General features: G+C 49.0%; 17 protein-coding genes, 3 tRNA genes and 1 pseudogene. 15 read left to right on the plus strand and 6 right to left on the minus strand.

Annotated elements, in window-relative coordinates:
• Positions 1-81 precede the first annotated feature (81 nt).
• The 5 genes and pseudogenes from ACP158_RS02950 to ACP158_RS02970 form a co-directional block, all read right to left on the minus strand.
• Positions 82-178 (minus strand): annotated as a pseudogene (locus ACP158_RS02950) (IS1595 family transposase); the annotation flags it as partial.
• Between the two features lie 942 nt (positions 179-1,120).
• Positions 1,121-1,807, minus strand: coding sequence for a dCTP deaminase (dcd, locus tag ACP158_RS02955; protein WP_424947495.1), 687 nt, complete (start codon positions 1,805-1,807; stop codon positions 1,121-1,123).
• Between the two features lie 97 nt (positions 1,808-1,904).
• The gene (locus tag ACP158_RS02960) at positions 1,905-2,066 is read right to left on the minus strand and encodes a hypothetical protein (RefSeq protein ID WP_424947496.1); all 162 of its coding nucleotides are present in this window, start codon (positions 2,064-2,066) and stop codon (positions 1,905-1,907) included.
• A 61-nt stretch (positions 2,067-2,127) separates the two neighbouring features.
• Positions 2,128-2,295, minus strand: coding sequence for a hypothetical protein (locus ACP158_RS02965; RefSeq protein WP_424947497.1), 168 nt, complete (start codon positions 2,293-2,295; stop codon positions 2,128-2,130).
• A gap of 350 nt (positions 2,296-2,645) precedes the next feature.
• Positions 2,646-3,809 (minus strand): porin, encoded by a 1,164-nt coding sequence (locus ACP158_RS02970; protein ID WP_424947498.1) that lies wholly within the window; start codon positions 3,807-3,809, stop codon positions 2,646-2,648.
• A gap of 81 nt (positions 3,810-3,890) precedes the next feature.
• Here ACP158_RS02970 and ACP158_RS02975 point away from each other — a divergent pair, with 81 nt between their 5' ends.
• Both ACP158_RS02975 and ACP158_RS02980 read left to right on the plus strand, forming a co-directional pair.
• The gene (locus tag ACP158_RS02975) at positions 3,891-4,136 is read left to right on the plus strand and encodes a TauD/TfdA dioxygenase family protein (RefSeq protein WP_424947499.1); all 246 of its coding nucleotides are present in this window, start codon (positions 3,891-3,893) and stop codon (positions 4,134-4,136) included.
• Positions 4,137-4,182: 46 nt separating this feature from the next.
• Positions 4,183-5,049, plus strand: coding sequence for an endonuclease/exonuclease/phosphatase family protein (locus ACP158_RS02980; protein WP_424947500.1), 867 nt, complete (start codon positions 4,183-4,185; stop codon positions 5,047-5,049).
• Positions 5,050-5,187: 138 nt separating this feature from the next.
• Here ACP158_RS02980 and efp read toward each other — a convergent pair whose 3' ends face one another.
• Complete coding sequence (gene efp, locus ACP158_RS02985) at positions 5,188-5,748, minus strand: elongation factor P (protein WP_424947501.1); 561 nt, start codon at positions 5,746-5,748, stop codon at positions 5,188-5,190.
• A gap of 209 nt (positions 5,749-5,957) precedes the next feature.
• Here efp and uvrC point away from each other — a divergent pair, with 209 nt between their 5' ends.
• From uvrC to ACP158_RS03050, 13 genes are all read left to right on the plus strand, one after another.
• Entirely contained in the window at positions 5,958-7,799 is a 1,842-nt protein-coding gene (uvrC, locus tag ACP158_RS02990; protein ID WP_424947502.1) for an excinuclease ABC subunit UvrC, read from the plus strand.
• Between the two features lie 118 nt (positions 7,800-7,917).
• Positions 7,918-8,505: a CDP-diacylglycerol--glycerol-3-phosphate 3-phosphatidyltransferase gene (gene pgsA / locus ACP158_RS02995; protein ID WP_424947503.1), complete on the plus strand. Its 588-nt coding sequence runs from the start codon at positions 7,918-7,920 to the stop codon at positions 8,503-8,505.
• 99 nt (positions 8,506-8,604) lie between these two features.
• Positions 8,605-8,679: transfer RNA gene (locus tag ACP158_RS03000), tRNA-Gly, on the plus strand.
• Positions 8,680-8,699: 20 nt separating this feature from the next.
• Positions 8,700-8,773: transfer RNA gene (locus tag ACP158_RS03005), tRNA-Cys, on the plus strand.
• Positions 8,774-8,813: 40 nt separating this feature from the next.
• A tRNA-Leu gene (locus ACP158_RS03010) sits at positions 8,814-8,901 on the plus strand.
• Between the two features lie 250 nt (positions 8,902-9,151).
• The gene (locus tag ACP158_RS03015; RefSeq protein WP_424947504.1) at positions 9,152-10,315 is read left to right on the plus strand and encodes a DNA methyltransferase; all 1,164 of its coding nucleotides are present in this window, start codon (positions 9,152-9,154) and stop codon (positions 10,313-10,315) included.
• A gap of 2 nt (positions 10,316-10,317) precedes the next feature.
• Positions 10,318-11,892 (plus strand): DNA methyltransferase, encoded by a 1,575-nt coding sequence (locus ACP158_RS03020; protein WP_424947505.1) that lies wholly within the window; start codon positions 10,318-10,320, stop codon positions 11,890-11,892.
• 2 nt (positions 11,893-11,894) lie between these two features.
• A complete protein-coding gene (locus ACP158_RS03025) occupies positions 11,895-12,986 on the plus strand; it encodes a phospholipase D-like domain-containing protein (RefSeq protein WP_424947506.1) in 1,092 nt (363 codons plus the stop codon).
• 137 nt (positions 12,987-13,123) lie between these two features.
• Positions 13,124-13,687: a phosphoribosyltransferase gene (locus tag ACP158_RS03030; RefSeq protein ID WP_424947507.1), complete on the plus strand. Its 564-nt coding sequence runs from the start codon at positions 13,124-13,126 to the stop codon at positions 13,685-13,687.
• A 232-nt stretch (positions 13,688-13,919) separates the two neighbouring features.
• Positions 13,920-14,618 carry a corrinoid protein gene (locus ACP158_RS03035; protein ID WP_424947508.1) on the plus strand — a complete coding sequence of 233 codons (699 nt, stop codon included), beginning with the start codon at positions 13,920-13,922 and terminating at the stop codon, positions 14,616-14,618.
• Between the two features lie 61 nt (positions 14,619-14,679).
• Positions 14,680-15,348: a DUF1638 domain-containing protein gene (locus ACP158_RS03040; RefSeq protein WP_424947509.1), complete on the plus strand. Its 669-nt coding sequence runs from the start codon at positions 14,680-14,682 to the stop codon at positions 15,346-15,348.
• Position 15,349: 1 nt separating this feature from the next.
• On the plus strand, positions 15,350-15,655 hold the full coding sequence (locus ACP158_RS03045) for a virulence factor (protein WP_424947510.1): 306 nt from the start codon (positions 15,350-15,352) through the stop codon (positions 15,653-15,655).
• A gap of 7 nt (positions 15,656-15,662) precedes the next feature.
• The gene (locus tag ACP158_RS03050; protein WP_424947511.1) at positions 15,663-16,943 is read left to right on the plus strand and encodes a DNA methyltransferase; all 1,281 of its coding nucleotides are present in this window, start codon (positions 15,663-15,665) and stop codon (positions 16,941-16,943) included.
• Positions 16,944-16,967: the final 24 nt, after the last annotated feature.

Below are 16,967 nucleotides of genomic sequence, written 5' to 3' on the forward strand. Positions count from 1 at the left end.
GCTCGCATTGCCCGGCGATGCGTTGTCTGATTTGAGCATACAATCGGTTGGTCGCCGGGCCAGAGATGCCGGTGATTTGTGCGACTTCGCAAGCCTCGATATCAAGGCAAAACAGCCGTGGAATCGCCCTGAATTTATTCCCCGAAATTCGGCAGCGAATGACATGCTTGTTCTTCATTTATAGAACAATTAGTTATGACCATTTCACTATACCTTAAAGTATCTTGAACCTAAATAAATAACAACGATAAGTAAATATACCATACGCGGTGATGGTCATCACGGCGAGTCCGGCACACACCTTAGGCTTATGGTGTTGACAGATTTTTGCTCCCTGCATTATTTGCACTTCCACCATCCTTGGCGGTCGGCAAATAATCGCTCCCTGCATTATTTGCACTTCCACCATCCTTGGCGGTCGGCAAATAATCGCTCCCTGCATTATTTGCACTTCCGCCGTCCTTGGCGGTCGTGTCCCGCTACGCGGAGCCTGTCCTCGCGGAAGCGGGGAACGAATAATTGACTGGATTCCTGCTTCCGCAGGAATGACGACGGGGTGTGAAGGGCGGGAATGACGACGGAGAGGCGGCCTGGCCTGGATTCCATCTCCCCACCCCGTCATTATCGGGCTTGACCCGATAATCCAGTCAAACACAAGCGGCGACAGCCGCACCACATTAGGAATAACGGCGAGTCCGGTACACACCTTGGGCTTATGGCGTTGACAGATTTTCGCTCCCTGCATTATTTGCACTTCCGCCATCCTTGGCGGTCGGCAAATAATCGCTCCCTGCATTATTTGCACTTCCACCGTCCTTGGCGGTCGTGTCCCGCTACGCGGAATGACGACGGTGGGGAGCGGTGCGAAACGGCGGACGTGGCGACGATGGTGCGGTGATGACGACAACAGAGGGCGTGGGAACGTGAATGAAAACGCGCGGAACGTGGGCGAAAACTTGCGTAGGCATCAGAAAGAATCACTCCCCCATTGAGGGGGAGTCAAACAGACACAGTCCATTTGGTGGGTGGACGAAAAAAGGCATCCTTCGGGATACTTCTTTTTTTTGCCCGCGCGGCCCCGAGAACCGCGCCGAACTGGATGGTCGAAATTAAGGAGTGCTTATTTGAGCCCCGTGATGACGGCAATAATGGCGATTCCCACGCCCATGCTCCCAATCCCCGCGCCCACAAACCAGCGCATTGAGGAGATGGATCTTTCTATTGAGGCAATAGCTTTTTCCATACCATTTACGCTGGCGGTTAACGCGCGCAGGGTGGTATTCATTTCAGAAAGCGACATAACTTCGCGCTCCAACACCGTCTCTAAATCTTCGTTGGAGAGGGATGATTGGTTTTGATAAACGCCCGAATAAGGGACTTTTGCCGGTTCGGAAAGTTTGTGAAACTCCACCGTAAGAAAATCATCAAGGTGCGAGAGGGCGATGTTTTTGCTGGTGAGATTGGTCAGCCCGATGTTCAATCTGCCGGTGAATCCGGGATCAATCTGGGGCCCCGTGGTCGCGATCAAGCCTTTGCGCGCCCATTTGCTGCGCAAACCAAAGCGGCCGGTGTGTTGGTTGTCTAATGTGATGGTTTCCTCGGAGACCACAATGGCAAAATCGCCCGGTGTCATCTCCAAAAATCCATTTGCTTCCACATCAACTTTGCCGTGGATGGAAGAGACCGCCGCGACCGGCCCGATTCTTAAATCATAAGATGCCGGCTGAATTTGTGCCGCGTCAAAAGGCTCTATTTTTACAGTGCCCGCGGAGACCGCCGCCCGAATCATATTGTCGGTTAATATCATTTTCTCTCTTCTTGTTTGCTACGCTACTTATGAAAGTATAGCACACCCTCCGCAACACAGGGCGGGAATGGCGCGACTTGCGCTGGCAACCGCGCGGTCAATTTAGCCCGAACTGAAACAGCACCATGATGGCGATGAGTACGCCGATGCCAACGGCCATAATCCCGCCGAGACGAATGGTTAGGCGTTGTTCCATGTTCGCCATGTCCTTTTCCATGCTATTCATGCGCGTGTTCATGGTTTGTCCCATGCTTACCATGTCGGCTTTGACGCTTTTTATCTCGCTCCTGACTTCCTGTATCTCGGCCTTGACGCTTTGTTCAAGGGCTTATCTGGTCCTTGACCTCCTGTATATCCAGCTTGGTCGCGACGCTCTCGCCTAAGGCGTTGCCGATAGTGGCAACCACGGCTTCGGCCAGCGCCTCGTCGGCACCGGTTTGCTGCAGGTTTTTCACGGCTTGGTGGGTGTCGAATGCGAGTGCGGTCATTGGTCTGTTCATTGTGATAATCCTTTATGTGAGTGATTGGGAGGTTGAGTAAAGCACTTTTTGGCAGCGGATGCAACAGCGCTGATTGCGGGATGGAAAAACCGCCATCGCCGCCGTGTCTGGGCCGTCATTCCTATGTGGTGCGGCTTCGCCGCTTGTGTTTGACTGGATTATCGGGTCAAGCCCGATAATGACGGGCCGGGTGGCGTGTGCCTTGCGCCTTGTGATGCGGGCGAAAAACCGGGATGTTGCGTGGAATTCATGCGGACGAAAACCTTGCGCGACATTGCGAGGGCGAAAAAAAGAGGCGTCCCGAAGGACGCCCCTGTTCTGGAAAAGATTGGAAGGGATTAGAAGTCCAATTTGATAGCCAATGCCAGAATGCTTGGCTTGCTACCAGCGCCGCCAAGGTCGGTGTCACGCGTTTCATACTCGGCAATGAACTTTACGCCGGGTCCAATCGACCGGGAATAACCGACAATGGATTCGGTGTAGTCTTTGCCAAGAGCCTCGTCACCATCTGCATCATAGCTAATCCGGTCGGCGGAGTGATTGACACGATATACGTAGAAGATGTCCCGCTCGCCCACATTGAAGCTCAGGAAGCCGCCGATTGAGTCAACATCGTTCTCGTAGCCGCTGGTATTCAACTCACTGGTTTGATACGCGAGATACCAGTCCATCCTACCGACTGAGCCATTGATACCAATCGCAGTGTTGTCACGGTAAGCATCTGCTGCATCAACGGCCTTCCTGCCCGCAATGTGTTCCGTTTCCAGATCCGCCGCAGTCGACGTACCATTCGCCGCCGCTTCGATCACCTTCACATCTTTGTTGGTGGCGTGATGCCCGACATTTATAACGACTGCACCTAAGTTATATGCGGCATTGAAAATCCAGCCGTCCACGCTATCACTATCGTCGGAAGCATCTCCCACTGTAGCGGGAATGACGGTATTGCTGACTGGGGTAGCAACCGTAGGCGTTGTGCCAGGGGTGTTTTCTTTATGAGCCGTCGCCATGATGTTCAAACTGAACGGACCAGAACTCATGGAATAGTTGATACCTTCATGACGATAGCCTTCGCCATGGCCCCACCATCCACCGTTGAAGTTAGTTTGATCCCAGTGGCGCGCGTTCAAATACGGGTTCCACTGATTACCGAGGGTCAACTTACCCCAACCGCCGCTGAGGTAAACGAGGTTGTGACGTTGGGTAAGAGCATCACCGCCATCAATTTCACGCTCAATCTTAAAGCCGGCGCTCATACCGTTGCCAAGGTCAGTTTCACCTTTGAAGCCGAAGCGACTGCTGGCAAAACCGTTATTAGCAGAATCTTCACCGACCGCACCAAGATTCCACGCACCATCATCACCTTTTTTGTCACCGTCTGTATACACCGCGCCGGCGACCACCCGGCCATAAAAAGTCGCTTCAGCGGCCGCAACCGACGCAAATCCGACAGCCCCCGCCATAGTTGTTGCGGCAATCGCCGCGAGTAGTTTCTTGTTCATGAAATAGTCCTCTGTTAGTGCATTTGCCGAGGACTGGTTTGCGAACAGGCGAAAAGCGGCTGGATTGGCGGAATCGGCGCCTTGAAATGCAGCCCGCCGCACGCGCCCACCCGCCCGATACTCTATGTCAACCAGTCTTTCACCCGACACCTGGTTGGCCTATCCACCCTCGACAGCGACCGCTTGTTGCGGTATCTTTACCACCACGCCAACCGGCCGGAGTTTCAGGTGCGTTTTCGCTGGTCCAAGGGGGCCGTGGCGATGTGGGACAATCGCGCCAGCCAGCACTACGCGGTGGCCGATTACGCCCGGCCTATCGCTGCATGAACCGGGTTACGGTGATCGACGACAAGCGCGCAGACGTGCATAACCAATGAAATTCGTCACTTATAATATTCAATACGGCAAGGGCAAGGACGGTCGAGTCGATCTCGGACGCAGCATCGACGCGATCGCCGGCGCCGACCTCATCGCCTTGCAGGAAGTGGAGCGGTTGTGTCCGCAGCGCGGCAATGTCGATCAGGTGCAGGTTATTGCCGACGGCTTGCGCGATTATTATTGGGTCTATGGCGCCGGTGTGGATGTGCACGTTGCCGGCGGCACGGCGGCGCAAAACGCGCGCCACCAGTTTGGCAATATGCTGTTGAGTCGCCAGCCGATTCTAAGTGCACGACACCACCTGCTGCCAAAGCGCGGCAGCACCGATGCGTTAAGCATTCAGCGTTCAACGATTGAGGCTACGGTGCAATGCGGCGCGCGTCTGCTGCGCGTGTACTCGGTTCATCTCACCCACTTATCATCCGCCACGCGGCTGCCGCAGGTCGAGGCGTTGTTGTCCTTTCACCGCAACGCCGTGTTTGAAGGCGCGCCAATTTCCGGCGACTTGCGCGGTTTCGATTGGGCGAATGGCGCGAGCGCCGGTGCGCAAATAGTTCCGGACCAGGCGATTATGTTGGGCGATTTCAACTTTCAGCCGCATTCGCCGGAGTATGATCTGCTGGTAGGACCAGTCAGCGACTACGGTGGACGCATTGCCAATCCCCAAGGTTTTGTCGATGCGTGGTGCGCCGCCGGGCATGACTTTGCTGGCGGTTTCACCAGCGATGTCAACGGCGAACCGGCGCGGCTGGATTATTGTTTTGTCAGCAACTCGCTACAACACCGGGTGCGCGATTGTTATGTCGATGACAACGCCATCGCCTCCGATCACTTTCCGCTGTGCACCGAAATTGACCTGTAACCAACCCGCCGGGTTGGCCGACGCCGGTTCACTCAAGTCGAGACGGTCTCGACCCCCGCCGTCATTCCGGCTCTCCGGCCCGCCATTATCAGGTTCACCCGCTAATAACGAACCAAGATAAGGTTGGTCAGGTCCCGCCTAAGCCCGCTCCACATACGCGCCGGTATCGGTATTCACCCTGATTTTTTCGCCGACGTTGATGAACACCGGCACGGTGACTTTGTGGCCGGTCTCCAGGGTTGCGGGCTTGCCGCCGCCCGAAGCGGTTTGGCCTTTTACCGCGCCGTCGGTTTCGCGCACTTGCAGCACCACCGTGGTCGGCAGTTCGACGCCGATGGGAATGTCGTTGTGAAAGTTGATGCGCACCTCGGTATTCGGCAACAAAAAAGGCGCCTGGGCTTCAAAATCTGCCGCCGCCAGCCCGATTTGTTCGTAGGTTTCGACATCCATAAAAACATGCGCCACGCCGTCGGCGTATAAATACTGCATCCGCCGCGGCTCGACCCGGGCTTTCTCGATTTTATCCTCGGAGCGAAATCGCTCGTTGAGTTTAGCGCCATCGCTGATACACTTCAGCTCCAGCTGGACGAAGGCGCCGCCTTTGCCGGGCTTGACATGGCTTTTCTTGAGCACGCGCCATAGCTTGCCGTGATATTCCAACAGGTTGCCGAGGCGCGCATCAAAGGCCGAGATTTTCATTTTGCAAAACGATTATGGGCGATTATGGGCAATTATGGGATTGACAAGAGCATGAATTGTATACTACTTGCAAACAATCAGCGGCATGACCAAAACCGCAGGCAATGCCTTTATAATACGCGCGCACGTCGATTAACCGCGCCGATGTTTGACGCCGTTTTTCAACGCATCCATTCTGCGTATCCATTCTGAGTGAGCGAACATTGCGCGTGACTGAAGCCGACAACAATTTTGACCGCAAAGCATTTCTGGACACGGCATCGGAAAAACCAGGCGTTTATATTTTCATCGACAGGTGCGAAAAAACGTTGTATGTCGGCAAGGCAAGCAACTTGAAAAAACGCCTGCAAAGTTATTTTAGAAGCGCCGGGCTGAGCCCGAAGACGAGGTTGATGGTGTCGAAAATCCAGCGCGCGCAAACCCAGCAAACCCGCACCGAAAGCGAGGCCTTGCTGCTGGAAAATAATCTGATCAAGGCGCACAAGCCGCGTTATAACATCTCCTTGCGCGACGACAAAAGCTTTCCCTATATTCGCCTGAGCGAGCAAGACCGGTTTCCAAGGTTTTCTTTTTATCGTGGCCGACGCCCGCGCCCGCACCAGTATTACGGGCCCTATCCCAACGCCGCCGCGGTGCGCGAAATGCTCGCGCAAATCCACAAAATTTTTCGTCTGCGGCAATGCAACGACGCTTTTTTTCGCAACCGCAGCCGCCCGTGCCTGCAGTATCAAATCAAGCGCTGCAGCGCGCCTTGCGTCGGGCGCATTGGGCGCGAAAATTATCTCGACGATGTGCGTCAGGCGAAAGCCATGCTGGGCGGCCGGGATTTTGCCCTGCTCGATGAACTGGCCGGCAAGATGGAACGCGCGTCAACCAAACTGGATTATGAAACCGCGGCGCACTACCGCGACCGCATCGCGCTGCTGCGACGCGCCACGGCCAAGCAATATGTTTCATCGGGACGCGCCAACGCCGATGTGGTAACGGTGGCGCTTGAGTCCGACAAGGTGTGTTTTGGGGTGGTATCGATCCGCCACGGGCGCAATCTGGGCGGCCGTTTCCACATCCAAAAAAACCCGCTGGATCTGGCCGCCGCCGAGCTGCTGGAAGCGTTTTTGCCGCAGAATTATTTCGGCTCAACCATGCCGGCGGAAATATTGCTCAGCGAAAAAATTGCCAGCAGAAGCGCTTTGCAACAGGTATTTTCAATTGAGAATAAAAGCAAGGTTGCCATCAAGCACCGTTGCCGCGCCCATCGCGCGCGCTGGATAGAATCGGCGCGCGTCAACACCGCCGATCACCTGCGCGCTCATCTCAACCAGCGCAGCCAGATTGATGCGCAGTTTGCGGCGTTGACGGATTTATTGTCTTTGGACGAAGTCCCGGCCCGGATTGAATGTTTTGACATCAGCCACACCATGGGCGAGCGCGCAGTCGGGTCGTGCGTGGTATTCGACCGCCAGGGCGCGGTCAAGTCGGATTATCGGAAATTCAATATTGCAGGAATCGAACCGGGAGATGATTATGCGGCCATGCAGCAGACCCTGGAACGGCGTTACAAACGGGTGTTGCAGGACGACGGCAAGCTGCCGGACCTGGTCATTATCGATGGCGGCAAGGGTCAGTTGAGCGTGGCCGCGCGGGTATTTGAGGAGTTGCAGATTCTGGGTTCAGTGGTGTTATTGGCGGTCTCCAAGGGCCGCGCACGCCGTCCTTGCGAAGAACAGCTTCACCTGTTCGGCAGCATGCGCGCTATAATGCCCGGCGCCATAATGCACAGCAAGGGGTCGGCGGCGCTGCATCTGATACAGCGCGTTCGCGACGAAGCCCATCGCTTTGCCCTTAGCGGACATCGTCAACGCCGCGCCAAGGCGCGCACCGACTCGCCATTGCAGCAAATCGAGGGCGTGGGCGCTGCACGGCGGCGCAATCTGTTAAGGTATTTCGGCGGATTGCGCGAGGTAACGCGCGCTGGCGAAGAGGACCTGGCCAAAGTCCCGGGAATCAGTTCGGCACTGGCGCAGCGAATTTATAACCAGTTGCATGATTAGCGCGCTCAATAAGGGGTTCCACCATTCCAGAGCCGGCGAGAATCCCTTAAACTCGCCGCGTTAAAATGAATCATCAAAATAGTTGGGCGGTGAGCGTAACGACAGCGGCAAAACAACCATGCTGAATATCCCAAATAGCCTGACCTTGTTGAGAATCCTGCTGATCCCGGTATTGGTGATTGCTTACTTTTGGTCATCGGAAAAAAGAGAGCTGATAATCACCAGTGTATTTGTGCTCGCGGCAGTAACCGATTGGTTAGACGGATTTCTTGCAAGAAGGCTGAATGCAACCTCGCTGCTCGGCGCTTTCCTGGATCCGGTGGCGGATAAACTGATCGTCTCCAGCGCGCTGGTGCTGTTGGTTTCGGATTCCGCGGTGCTTGGCCGAGTGTTCCACCCGATGCCGTTTGCGGTTGCGGTATGCGTCATTATTGGCCGGGAAATCGTGATTTCCGCTTTGCGCGAATGGATGGCGGAACTCGGGGAACGGGGTATGGTGGCGGTGGGGGTGTTGGGAAAGGTCAAAACCGTATTTCAAATGGTCGCCATCGGGCTTTTGTTGTACGCCAAGCCTATAATGGGCATACCCGTGTTTCGTGTCGGCGAGATCGCTTTTTATTTTGCCGCCATACTCACCCTGTGGTCAATGTGGGTTTATTTAAAGTCAGCGATGCCCTATCTGCTGGAAAAGGCCAAGTCAGAATAAAGCGGGGCGGAAAAATTCAATGACTTTGCTATTGACACTGCCCTATGCTTGAATAGAATCAACACCCCCTCAAGTTGACTATGGCGGTATGTCGGATATGCGGGAATAGCTCAGTGGTAGAGCACAACCTTGCCAAGGTTGGGGTCGCGAGTTCGAGTCTCGTTTCCCGCTCCATATCGGGTTTGTTGGTCAGGGGCTGAGTGGCAGAGTGGTTATGCAGCGGCCTGCAAAGCCGTTGACCTCGGTTCGATTCCGGGCTCAGCCTCCAGGTCATATAGCAGGTCATATCATTAAAGCAGGCGGCGTTTGCCCGGGTGGCGGAATTTGGTAGACGCAAGGGACTTAAAATCCCTCGATGGCAACATCGTGCCGGTTCAAGTCCGGCTCCGGGTACCATGCCGACAAAAATAAAGCCTCATATATTGGGGATTTATTTTACGCCGAAATTGCTATACTGCGTAGAGTCTATGACTCAAATGGCTTATTTCCACTCCCTTATGTATCAGTTTAGAAACATATTGTACTGCGCGAGTATAATCGATTAATATACGCCTAACATGGCTCTGGATTAAACCCATAAAAAGAACCGCAAACACAATGCGGGATGGTTGATTGCTGGTGATGCGAATGAAATGAATTGGATGTTATGAAAATTGCTGAAGAAAAAACAGCTAAGTTTGAGGCACTTGATAAAATTGGATGGGACTTTGCAGAAGCATTGACAAACAATGCAACAAATGCAATGCACCCATACCCCGCAAAATTCATTCCCCAGATTCCAAGAAACTTCATCAGGCAACTATCAGACAAAGGAGATACAGTTTACGATCCATTTTTAGGTAGCGGAACAACTGCTGTTGAAGCAAATATTTTAGGGCGCGATGCGATTGGAAATGATGTTAACGAACTTGCGGTTCTAATTTCAAAAGTTAAGACAACACCTATTCCAAACAAAAAGTTTTTACTGATTGATGATCTATTGCACAAAATATATATTCGTATTGACTTGCTATATTCAGGAGGGAAAAAGGACATAAAGAAACCTGATATTATGAATCTTAATATGTGGTTTGAGGATTTTGTAATAGATGAACTTGCCATAATCAAGGAAGAGGTTGAAAAATTAAATGACCAAGATTTAATTAATTTTTGTTATGTGTCGCTTTCGGGAGTAATTATTAATGTTTCGAAACAGGATAGCGACACGCGATATGTAAGAGTTCAGAAAACAATCAATTATTTTGACACTTATAATAAATTCTCAAAGCGAATCAATAAATTGAGAAAAATTATTGCATCATCAAACGAGTTCATCAAAAACGGAAAATCTGTTTTTAAAGTTGCTGATACTCGAATAGGAAATATTTTCGAAGAAAATTCTGCCGACTTATCAGTAACTTCCCCACCATATCCCAATGCTTATGACTACCATCTGTATCACAAATACAGGTTATTTTGGTTGGGCATGAATCCACATAAGCTGCGTAGGTCTGAAATCGGAGCGCACGCTGACTATTCAAAGAAAAACGGACCTAACGAGTTCGATTTCATGAAAGATATGGAAAAATGTTTATTGAACACAGCCAATATTCTTAAACGAAATGGCTATTTAGTTTTTGTGATTGGTGACTCAATTTTGAAAGGGAGAAACATTAAGAATAATGAAATACTGAAACAAGCAGCCTTAAACACCGATTTCAACTTTGTAACCGAGTATTCAAGAAATTTAAAGTCAAACAGAAAATCTTTCAACCCGAAAATCGGAAATATAAAAACTGAAAAAATTTTAATATTCAAGAACTTAAAATAATCATGTTTGAATATCAAATTGACTTTTCAAAGTACAAGTTAAGAGACTATGAGAAAGAACTCGCCTTAAGGGAGTTTGAAAACCAGTTTCCAACAGTAAGGGACAAATCGATAAATGAGAGTGGAATTTCCTTTACAACAAATAAACTTCTGGACGAACAAAAATTAAAGAAACTTACTTTTTACAGTGAATTTCACTATCAAAATGGGCAGTTCGAAAAAATAAGCATTCTAACCGATCAAACATTGGTTGAGAATTGCCGTAAATCTAAACAAAAAGACTTATTTGAGGATATTAAACCGAACAAAACACGGGAAGTTCGTTATTTGACTCATTCGGCTCACGAATACAAAGGTAGATTTTACCCACAGCTTGCAAAAGCATTTATGAATTATGCTTGTATCAAAAAGGGCGACACAGTTTTGGACCCCTTTTGTGGGAGCGGGACTACATTAGTTGAAAGTTTCTTGTTTGGCGCAAATGCCATTGGCGTTGATATTAACCCGATCGCTTTCTTATTGGCTAAAGCAAAAGTGAAAAGCCTTTTGTTAGAACAAAAAGATTTAATGCAAGTAAGCAAGTCATTTGGAAATCTAAAAGAAAATTATGATTGGGAAGAAATTAAATTTAAAGAATGCAACAATTATCTTGATATTGAGTATTTACAAAATTGGTTTCCTGAGCACAATCTAAAAAAAATAATTTTAATTCAAAATATTATTAAAAAATTGCCTACCGAAACAGCGGAACTATTTGCAAAAGTTGTATTGAGCAATATGTTAAAGGAGTTTTCATTTCAAGACCCCTCACAGCTAAGAATAAGACGGCGTCCAGACGCCCCTCCTGAAAACCTTATTGAAACATTTAAAAAAAATCTTAATGAACAAATCGAGATACTTGAAAAATTTCAGTCACTAAACCGCTTTAAGTTAAATTCCAACGTGCAGAATTACTTGGGTGACGTTAGAAGTTTGATGGAAAGCACAAACCTAAACAAAAATTCAATTGATGTTGTTATTACCTCTCCGCCTTATGCGACCGCTCTTCCTTACGTGGATACAGACCGTCTATCCTTGTTTGCTTTTGGATACACAGATAGAAGTAGTTTCAGAAAACTGGAAAAATCTTTAATTGGCAATAGGGAAATCACAAAATCAAATCGATTGATTCTTGACAAGGAACTTGAGTCCAATTTTAAATCTTCTGTTTTGCCGAAAGACGTGGTTTCTTTGTTGAAAAAAATCTATTTACTCAATGTAAATTCAGATGTTGGTTTCAGAAGGAAGAACACCGCTGCTTTACTTTATAAATATTTCATGGATATGCGGATCGGAATTGAGAAAGTTTCCTATGTGTTAAAGAAAGGAAAACTTGCATTTTTTGTTGTAGGCAATAATCGCACAACAGCAGGAAAGGAAAATATCAATATCGCAACAGATGATTTTATTGGTTTAATTGCAGAACAAAGCAATTTTGAATTAATTGAAAAGATTTCCATGTCAGTTCAAAAGGGCTATATGATTCATTCAAAAAATTCAATAAACACAGAATCAATTTTGATTTTACAGCGAAAATAATAATGGAGTTAACACTTTTTACACACGAAAACGTGGTTGGCGAAGAAGTTTCCAAAGCGTTGAAAAACGGAAAATATACAGATTTTAAAGTTGCGGTTGCATATTCAAGAAATTCTGGAATTAGCAGAATCTACAATGAACTTGCGGAGTTTTCAAATAACGGAGGCACAACATCTGTAATTGCAGGCATTGATCAAGGCAATACTTCATATCAAGCATTGATAAATCTCAAAACTTTTGCGAAAGACAATTTATTTATACACCATGATAGAAATTTGGCTATCACTTTTCATCCGAAAATATATATGTTTGGAAACAAGGAAATAGAAAAAATAATTGTTGGTTCATCCAATTTCACGGCGGGCGGGCTATTTTTAAACTATGAAGCGAACATTGGTGTAACCATTGATGATTCAAAAAACGCACTAAATTTTCAAAAGCAAGTTATTCGCTATTGGGATGAGCTTTTAAAAGAAGAAAATACAAAAAAATGTGAATCTAACTTGCTTGAGATGTTGCTGGCTAGAGGTTCTATTGTCGATGAGCGAAAACAGAAACCCTTTCAAAAAATTATAGAAGAGATTTCTGATTTACCTTTCAAAAAAAGAGAGAAATTAAGGTTTTTACCACCAGTTGCTGGCGCATCTGTAATTGCCCCATCGTTGAAAGAAAAATTTGCAATGACTCTTTCTGGGTTTGATGTAAGTGCAAAAAGTCAGGATCCAGTTATTTTGATCCCACTTGCTGCCCTAAAGGAAATGCCAATTTTTTGGAACTGGCCGATGCTTTATACTAATTCTGGCGCAGGTTATCCTCAGTTATATGCAACTGCAACTATTACGATTGATGGGAACACTTTTAAAGACCAGCATATTCGCATCTATTACTACGACGGGAAAAAAGAATTCCGGCTACAATGTGAGGTAATAAAAAGAAATGGAAAGCAAGGCGACATTATATACATTCACAGAAACTATAACGATTCGTTAGAGTTTGAAATTGAACTTATGAGAAGAGGATCAACCAGCTTTAATACAATACGCGCATTGTTGGTAAATAAAGCAAGCACACAGAAATATTTTACATACTATTAAACTTGGTGAATAGACTAAGCATCATTATTTGCCGCTTATTCCAAGACAACGATACTATAAGAAATATGTCCTATGGATACCTATAATGTCCACATGTTTAGTTATCGAAACATCTGTTCCGACCCTAACATTCAGTAATGGCTGAAAAACACTATATCAACGCACAGGAACTCCTGGAGGACTCGTACCAGCTTGGCGCGGAAATTTTGCAAAGTGAATTTCGGCCGGATTTTATAGTCGGGATTTGGCGCGGCGGATCGCCGGTGGGCATCGCGATACAGGAAATGCTGGAATATTTTGGTGTCACCACCGACCATATCAGCGTGCGCACCTCGCTTTACACCGGAATATCCGCTTCCGGCAACAGCGTTCGAGTGCATGGTTTGGGTTATTTGACCAAGAATCTCAATGCCGAAAACGCATTGTTGATCGTTGATGATGTTTATGACTCCGGGCGCAGCATCCGGGCGGTCATCGACCAACTTGCCGAAAGAACCCGGCGCAACACCCCGGCGCAAATAAAAATAGCCGTGCCGTGGTTCAAGCCCGGGAATAACAAGACCGACCGAGAACCCGATTATTATTTGCATACCACTGACAAATGGTTGGTGTTTCCGCACGAAGTTCAGGGTTTGAGCAAAGCCGAATTAAAATCTGGCAAAGGAAAACTATACGATATAATCCAAAGTGTGCGAAACTAACATTTTCCAAAACCAGTTTCCAAAACAAGAGGGTCGGTTCATTATTATTATGGCGGCATTATTATGGCGCGAATAATCCACCGAGTACGCCCATAGAATGGTGCAGCCACGGTTTGCACCCAACGTAATAAATAAGTGAATTTTTGTCGCAGGCAGAACATGCTTTTGAGAAAAAATCACCCTAAAATAGGCCTCTTTCTTTAGCGAGCCTTATCATTAGCGAGACGATGCCATGGTAGATGAATACGATGATGATGATTTAGATTTATCCGCGTTGCCCAACGACGAGTTGGTCGAGCAGATGCACGATGATCTCTATGACGGGCTGCGCGAGGAGATTATGGAAGGCACCAATATCTTGTTGGGACGCGGCTGGAGCGCATCGAAAGTCCTTGACAACGCATTGGTGGAAGGCATGCGCATCGTCGGCATCGATTTTCGCGACGGCATTTTATTTGTGCCCGAAGTCTTGATGTCGGCCAACGCGATGAAGGGCGGCATGGAAATCCTGCGCCCGCTGTTGGCCGAGACCGGCGCCGAACCGATCGGCAAAATGATCATCGGCACGGTCAAGGGCGATATTCACGACATCGGCAAAAACCTGGTGGCGATGATGATGGAAGGCGCCGGCTTCGAGGTCATCAATCTCGGCATCGACAATCCGGTGGAGAATTATCTTGAAGCCATCGAACAGCATAAGCCCGATATTATCGGCATGTCGGCGTTGCTGACCACGACTATGCCTTATATGAAAGTGGTCATCGACACTCTGGTCGAAAAAGGCATGCGTGATGACTATATCGTCTTGGTTGGCGGCGCGCCGCTGAACGAGGAATTCAGCGCGGCCATCGGCGCCGACGCTTATTGTCGGGATGCGGCTGTGGCGGTGGAAACCGCTCAGGCGAAGATGGCGGAAAAACGCGCCGCCTGATTTAATTCGATTGAAGCGGCCCCGTTTTCAACTGCCAGAATCACCGGAGTCACCTCCCGCGATGTCGCCCAGCCCCCAGTCGGTTTTGGCTCAGCCGGTTTTAGCCCAGTCGGTTTTAGTGATTGCCTGCGGCGCGCTGGCGCACGATTTGGTGCGCATCAAAAATCTCAATCAGTGGCGGCATATGGACATCCAATGCCTGCCTGCCGAATTGCACAACCATCCGCAGAAAATCCCCGAGGCGGTGCGCGAAAAAATCCGTGAAAACCGCGGCAAATACCGCCGCATTTTCGCCGCCTATTCCGATTGCGGCACCGGCGGGCTGCTGGATAAAATGCTTGCGCGCGAAAGGGTCGAGCGATTGCCCGGAGCGCATTGCTACGAGATGTTCGCCGGCGCAAAAAAATTCGGGCAACTGCATGAAGCCGAACTCGGCACCTTTTATCTCACCGATTTTTTGGCCACGCATTTCGACCGCCTGATTGTCAAGGGCTTGGCGCTGGATCGATTTCCTCAACTCAAGGATCAATTTTTCGGCAATTACAAAAAACTGGTCTATCTGGCGCAACTCGATGATAGGGCAATTGATGAAAAAGCCCGCAACGCCGCCAATTATCTGGACCTGGAATACCAGCGAATTTTGACCCGCGATCAACACCTTGAATCGGCCTTGTCGGTGCAAATTGGCAGCGTCCGGCAACGTGCCCGACAAACTGAAATGCGAACCTGAAATGGCTAAACTAATCACCGTTTATTGGCGCGACATCCCAGCGCAAATTATCGCCAAGGAGCGGCGCGACAGCGTCAAGATCAAACTCTCCGAGCGGTTTTCCGATGCCATCGACCGAGCGGCCATGCGCGCTGGAGTGATCGGTTCAGATGCCTATCTCGAAGAATGGAGCAGGGTCAGCGTCAATTGCGGCGATGATTTACGCGCTGAAGCGCAAGCAGCGGCAGAGAAAATCGAGGCGGCTTATGACAAAGACCGGCTAATGGCGCTGATTCTCAACAAGGGCGACGAGCCGAATAAAAAGTGACTAACCAATGGCAGACTTAAACATCAAGCCGAATGCGCTGTTCACGGCCGATAATTTGTATGTGCTGAACGGAATGAACAGCGACTGCATTGATTTGATTTATCTCGACCCGCCGTTTAACAGCAAGCGACTGTATAAAGCGCCGATGGGTAGCAAGTCGGCCGGCGCCGCTTTCTATGACATGTGGACTTGGCAGGATGTGGACGCGGCGTTGATGTCGCGCTTGACCGACGAGCATCCGCATTTGGTGGACTACATTACTTCCATTGAGAAATCGCATAGCAAGGCAATGATGGCTTACATCGCGTATATGGCGCAACGCCTGTTTGAAATGCAGCGCGTGTTGAAGCCGACCGGCAGTATTTATTTGCATTGCGACCCGACCGCAAGCCACTACCTGAAGGTGATTATGGATTTCATCTTCGGGCGGATAAATTTTCGCAATGAAATTATTTGGTGTTATTCGGGACCGTCGGGCGCCAAACGCAATTTCCCTGCAAAGCACGATATTATTTTGCGTTACGCGAAAAGCGAAGAGTGGATTTTCAATGCTAATAAGGCGCGTGTTCCACATAAGCGGCAAACGGTGTCTACGGGAGCGACTGGCATGGCAGGTGGCAAACGTAGCTTTGAAGAAATCAGAAAATACGAAGCACTTAGCATCAAGCAAGGAAAAGTGGTAGAGGATTGGTGGGTTGATATTGGTAGCGGTAGTCACATACCGAAACAAGAACGCACCGGCTACCCGACGCAAAAACCGCTGGCATTGTTGAACCGAATCATCAAAGCATCGAGCAACGAGGGAGATGTGGTTCTTGACCCTTTCTGCGGCTGTGCTACAACTTGCGTTGCGGCGCAACATTGGCACCGCAAGTGGATTGGCATTGACCTGTCGCCAACAACCGCGGATTTGATACGCGATCGGTTGGCGAATGATGTCGGCGAGTTGTTCAATGCCTTCATCCATTTTACCGATTTACCGAACCGCAAGGATGTTAAATACATGTCCAAAAAGGAGGCGAAGCCGTTGTTGTATGGCGAGCAAGGCGGCGACTGCAACGGCTGCAAAATCCATTTTCCGATTGACAATTTTGATGTTGACCACATCATTCCGCAGTCAAAAGGCGGCGGGGATTTCAAGGGAAACTACCAACTGCTGTGCGGCAATTGCAACAGCATAAAAGGCAACCGTCCGATGGAATATCTCATTACCCGAATTGAAGCCCGCGCGGCGCAGCGTTCCGTGTTTGGAGAAAAATCTTCGTTGCGGCTAACTAAAACCGATTAGCGCGATCATTCTTAATAGAGCATC

The organism is Candidatus Spongiihabitans sp. (genome assembly GCF_965247905.1).
In the GTDB taxonomy this organism is placed as follows: domain Bacteria; phylum Pseudomonadota; class Gammaproteobacteria; order Arenicellales; family Poriferihabitantaceae; genus Spongiihabitans.

What these genes read in the sequence shown, in the direction of transcription:
- ACP158_RS03020 (WP_424947505.1), top strand. Translation starts at nt 10,318, where the DNA reads ATGTTTGAATATCAAATTGACTTTTCAAAGTACAAGTTAAGAGACTAT.
- ACP158_RS03035 (WP_424947508.1), top strand. Translation starts at nt 13,920, where the DNA reads ATGGTAGATGAATACGATGATGATGATTTAGATTTATCCGCGTTGCCC.
- efp (WP_424947501.1), bottom strand. Translation starts at nt 5,748, where the DNA reads ATGAAAATCTCGGCCTTTGATGCGCGCCTCGGCAACCTGTTGGAATAT.
- ACP158_RS02965 (WP_424947497.1), bottom strand. Translation starts at nt 2,295, where the DNA reads ATGACCGCACTCGCATTCGACACCCACCAAGCCGTGAAAAACCTGCAG.
- dcd (WP_424947495.1), bottom strand. Translation starts at nt 1,807, where the DNA reads ATGATATTAACCGACAATATGATTCGGGCGGCGGTCTCCGCGGGCACT.
- ACP158_RS02980 (WP_424947500.1), top strand. Translation starts at nt 4,183, where the DNA reads ATGAAATTCGTCACTTATAATATTCAATACGGCAAGGGCAAGGACGGT.
- ACP158_RS03030 (WP_424947507.1), top strand. Translation starts at nt 13,124, where the DNA reads ATGGCTGAAAAACACTATATCAACGCACAGGAACTCCTGGAGGACTCG.
- ACP158_RS03040 (WP_424947509.1), top strand. Translation starts at nt 14,680, where the DNA reads ATGTCGCCCAGCCCCCAGTCGGTTTTGGCTCAGCCGGTTTTAGCCCAG.
- pgsA (WP_424947503.1), top strand. Translation starts at nt 7,918, where the DNA reads ATGCTGAATATCCCAAATAGCCTGACCTTGTTGAGAATCCTGCTGATC.
- ACP158_RS03015 (WP_424947504.1), top strand. Translation starts at nt 9,152, where the DNA reads ATGAAAATTGCTGAAGAAAAAACAGCTAAGTTTGAGGCACTTGATAAA.
- ACP158_RS03050 (WP_424947511.1), top strand. Translation starts at nt 15,663, where the DNA reads ATGGCAGACTTAAACATCAAGCCGAATGCGCTGTTCACGGCCGATAAT.
- ACP158_RS02970 (WP_424947498.1), bottom strand. Translation starts at nt 3,809, where the DNA reads ATGAACAAGAAACTACTCGCGGCGATTGCCGCAACAACTATGGCGGGG.
- ACP158_RS02960 (WP_424947496.1), bottom strand. Translation starts at nt 2,066, where the DNA reads ATGGTAAGCATGGGACAAACCATGAACACGCGCATGAATAGCATGGAA.
- ACP158_RS03025 (WP_424947506.1), top strand. Translation starts at nt 11,895, where the DNA reads ATGGAGTTAACACTTTTTACACACGAAAACGTGGTTGGCGAAGAAGTT.
- ACP158_RS03045 (WP_424947510.1), top strand. Translation starts at nt 15,350, where the DNA reads ATGGCTAAACTAATCACCGTTTATTGGCGCGACATCCCAGCGCAAATT.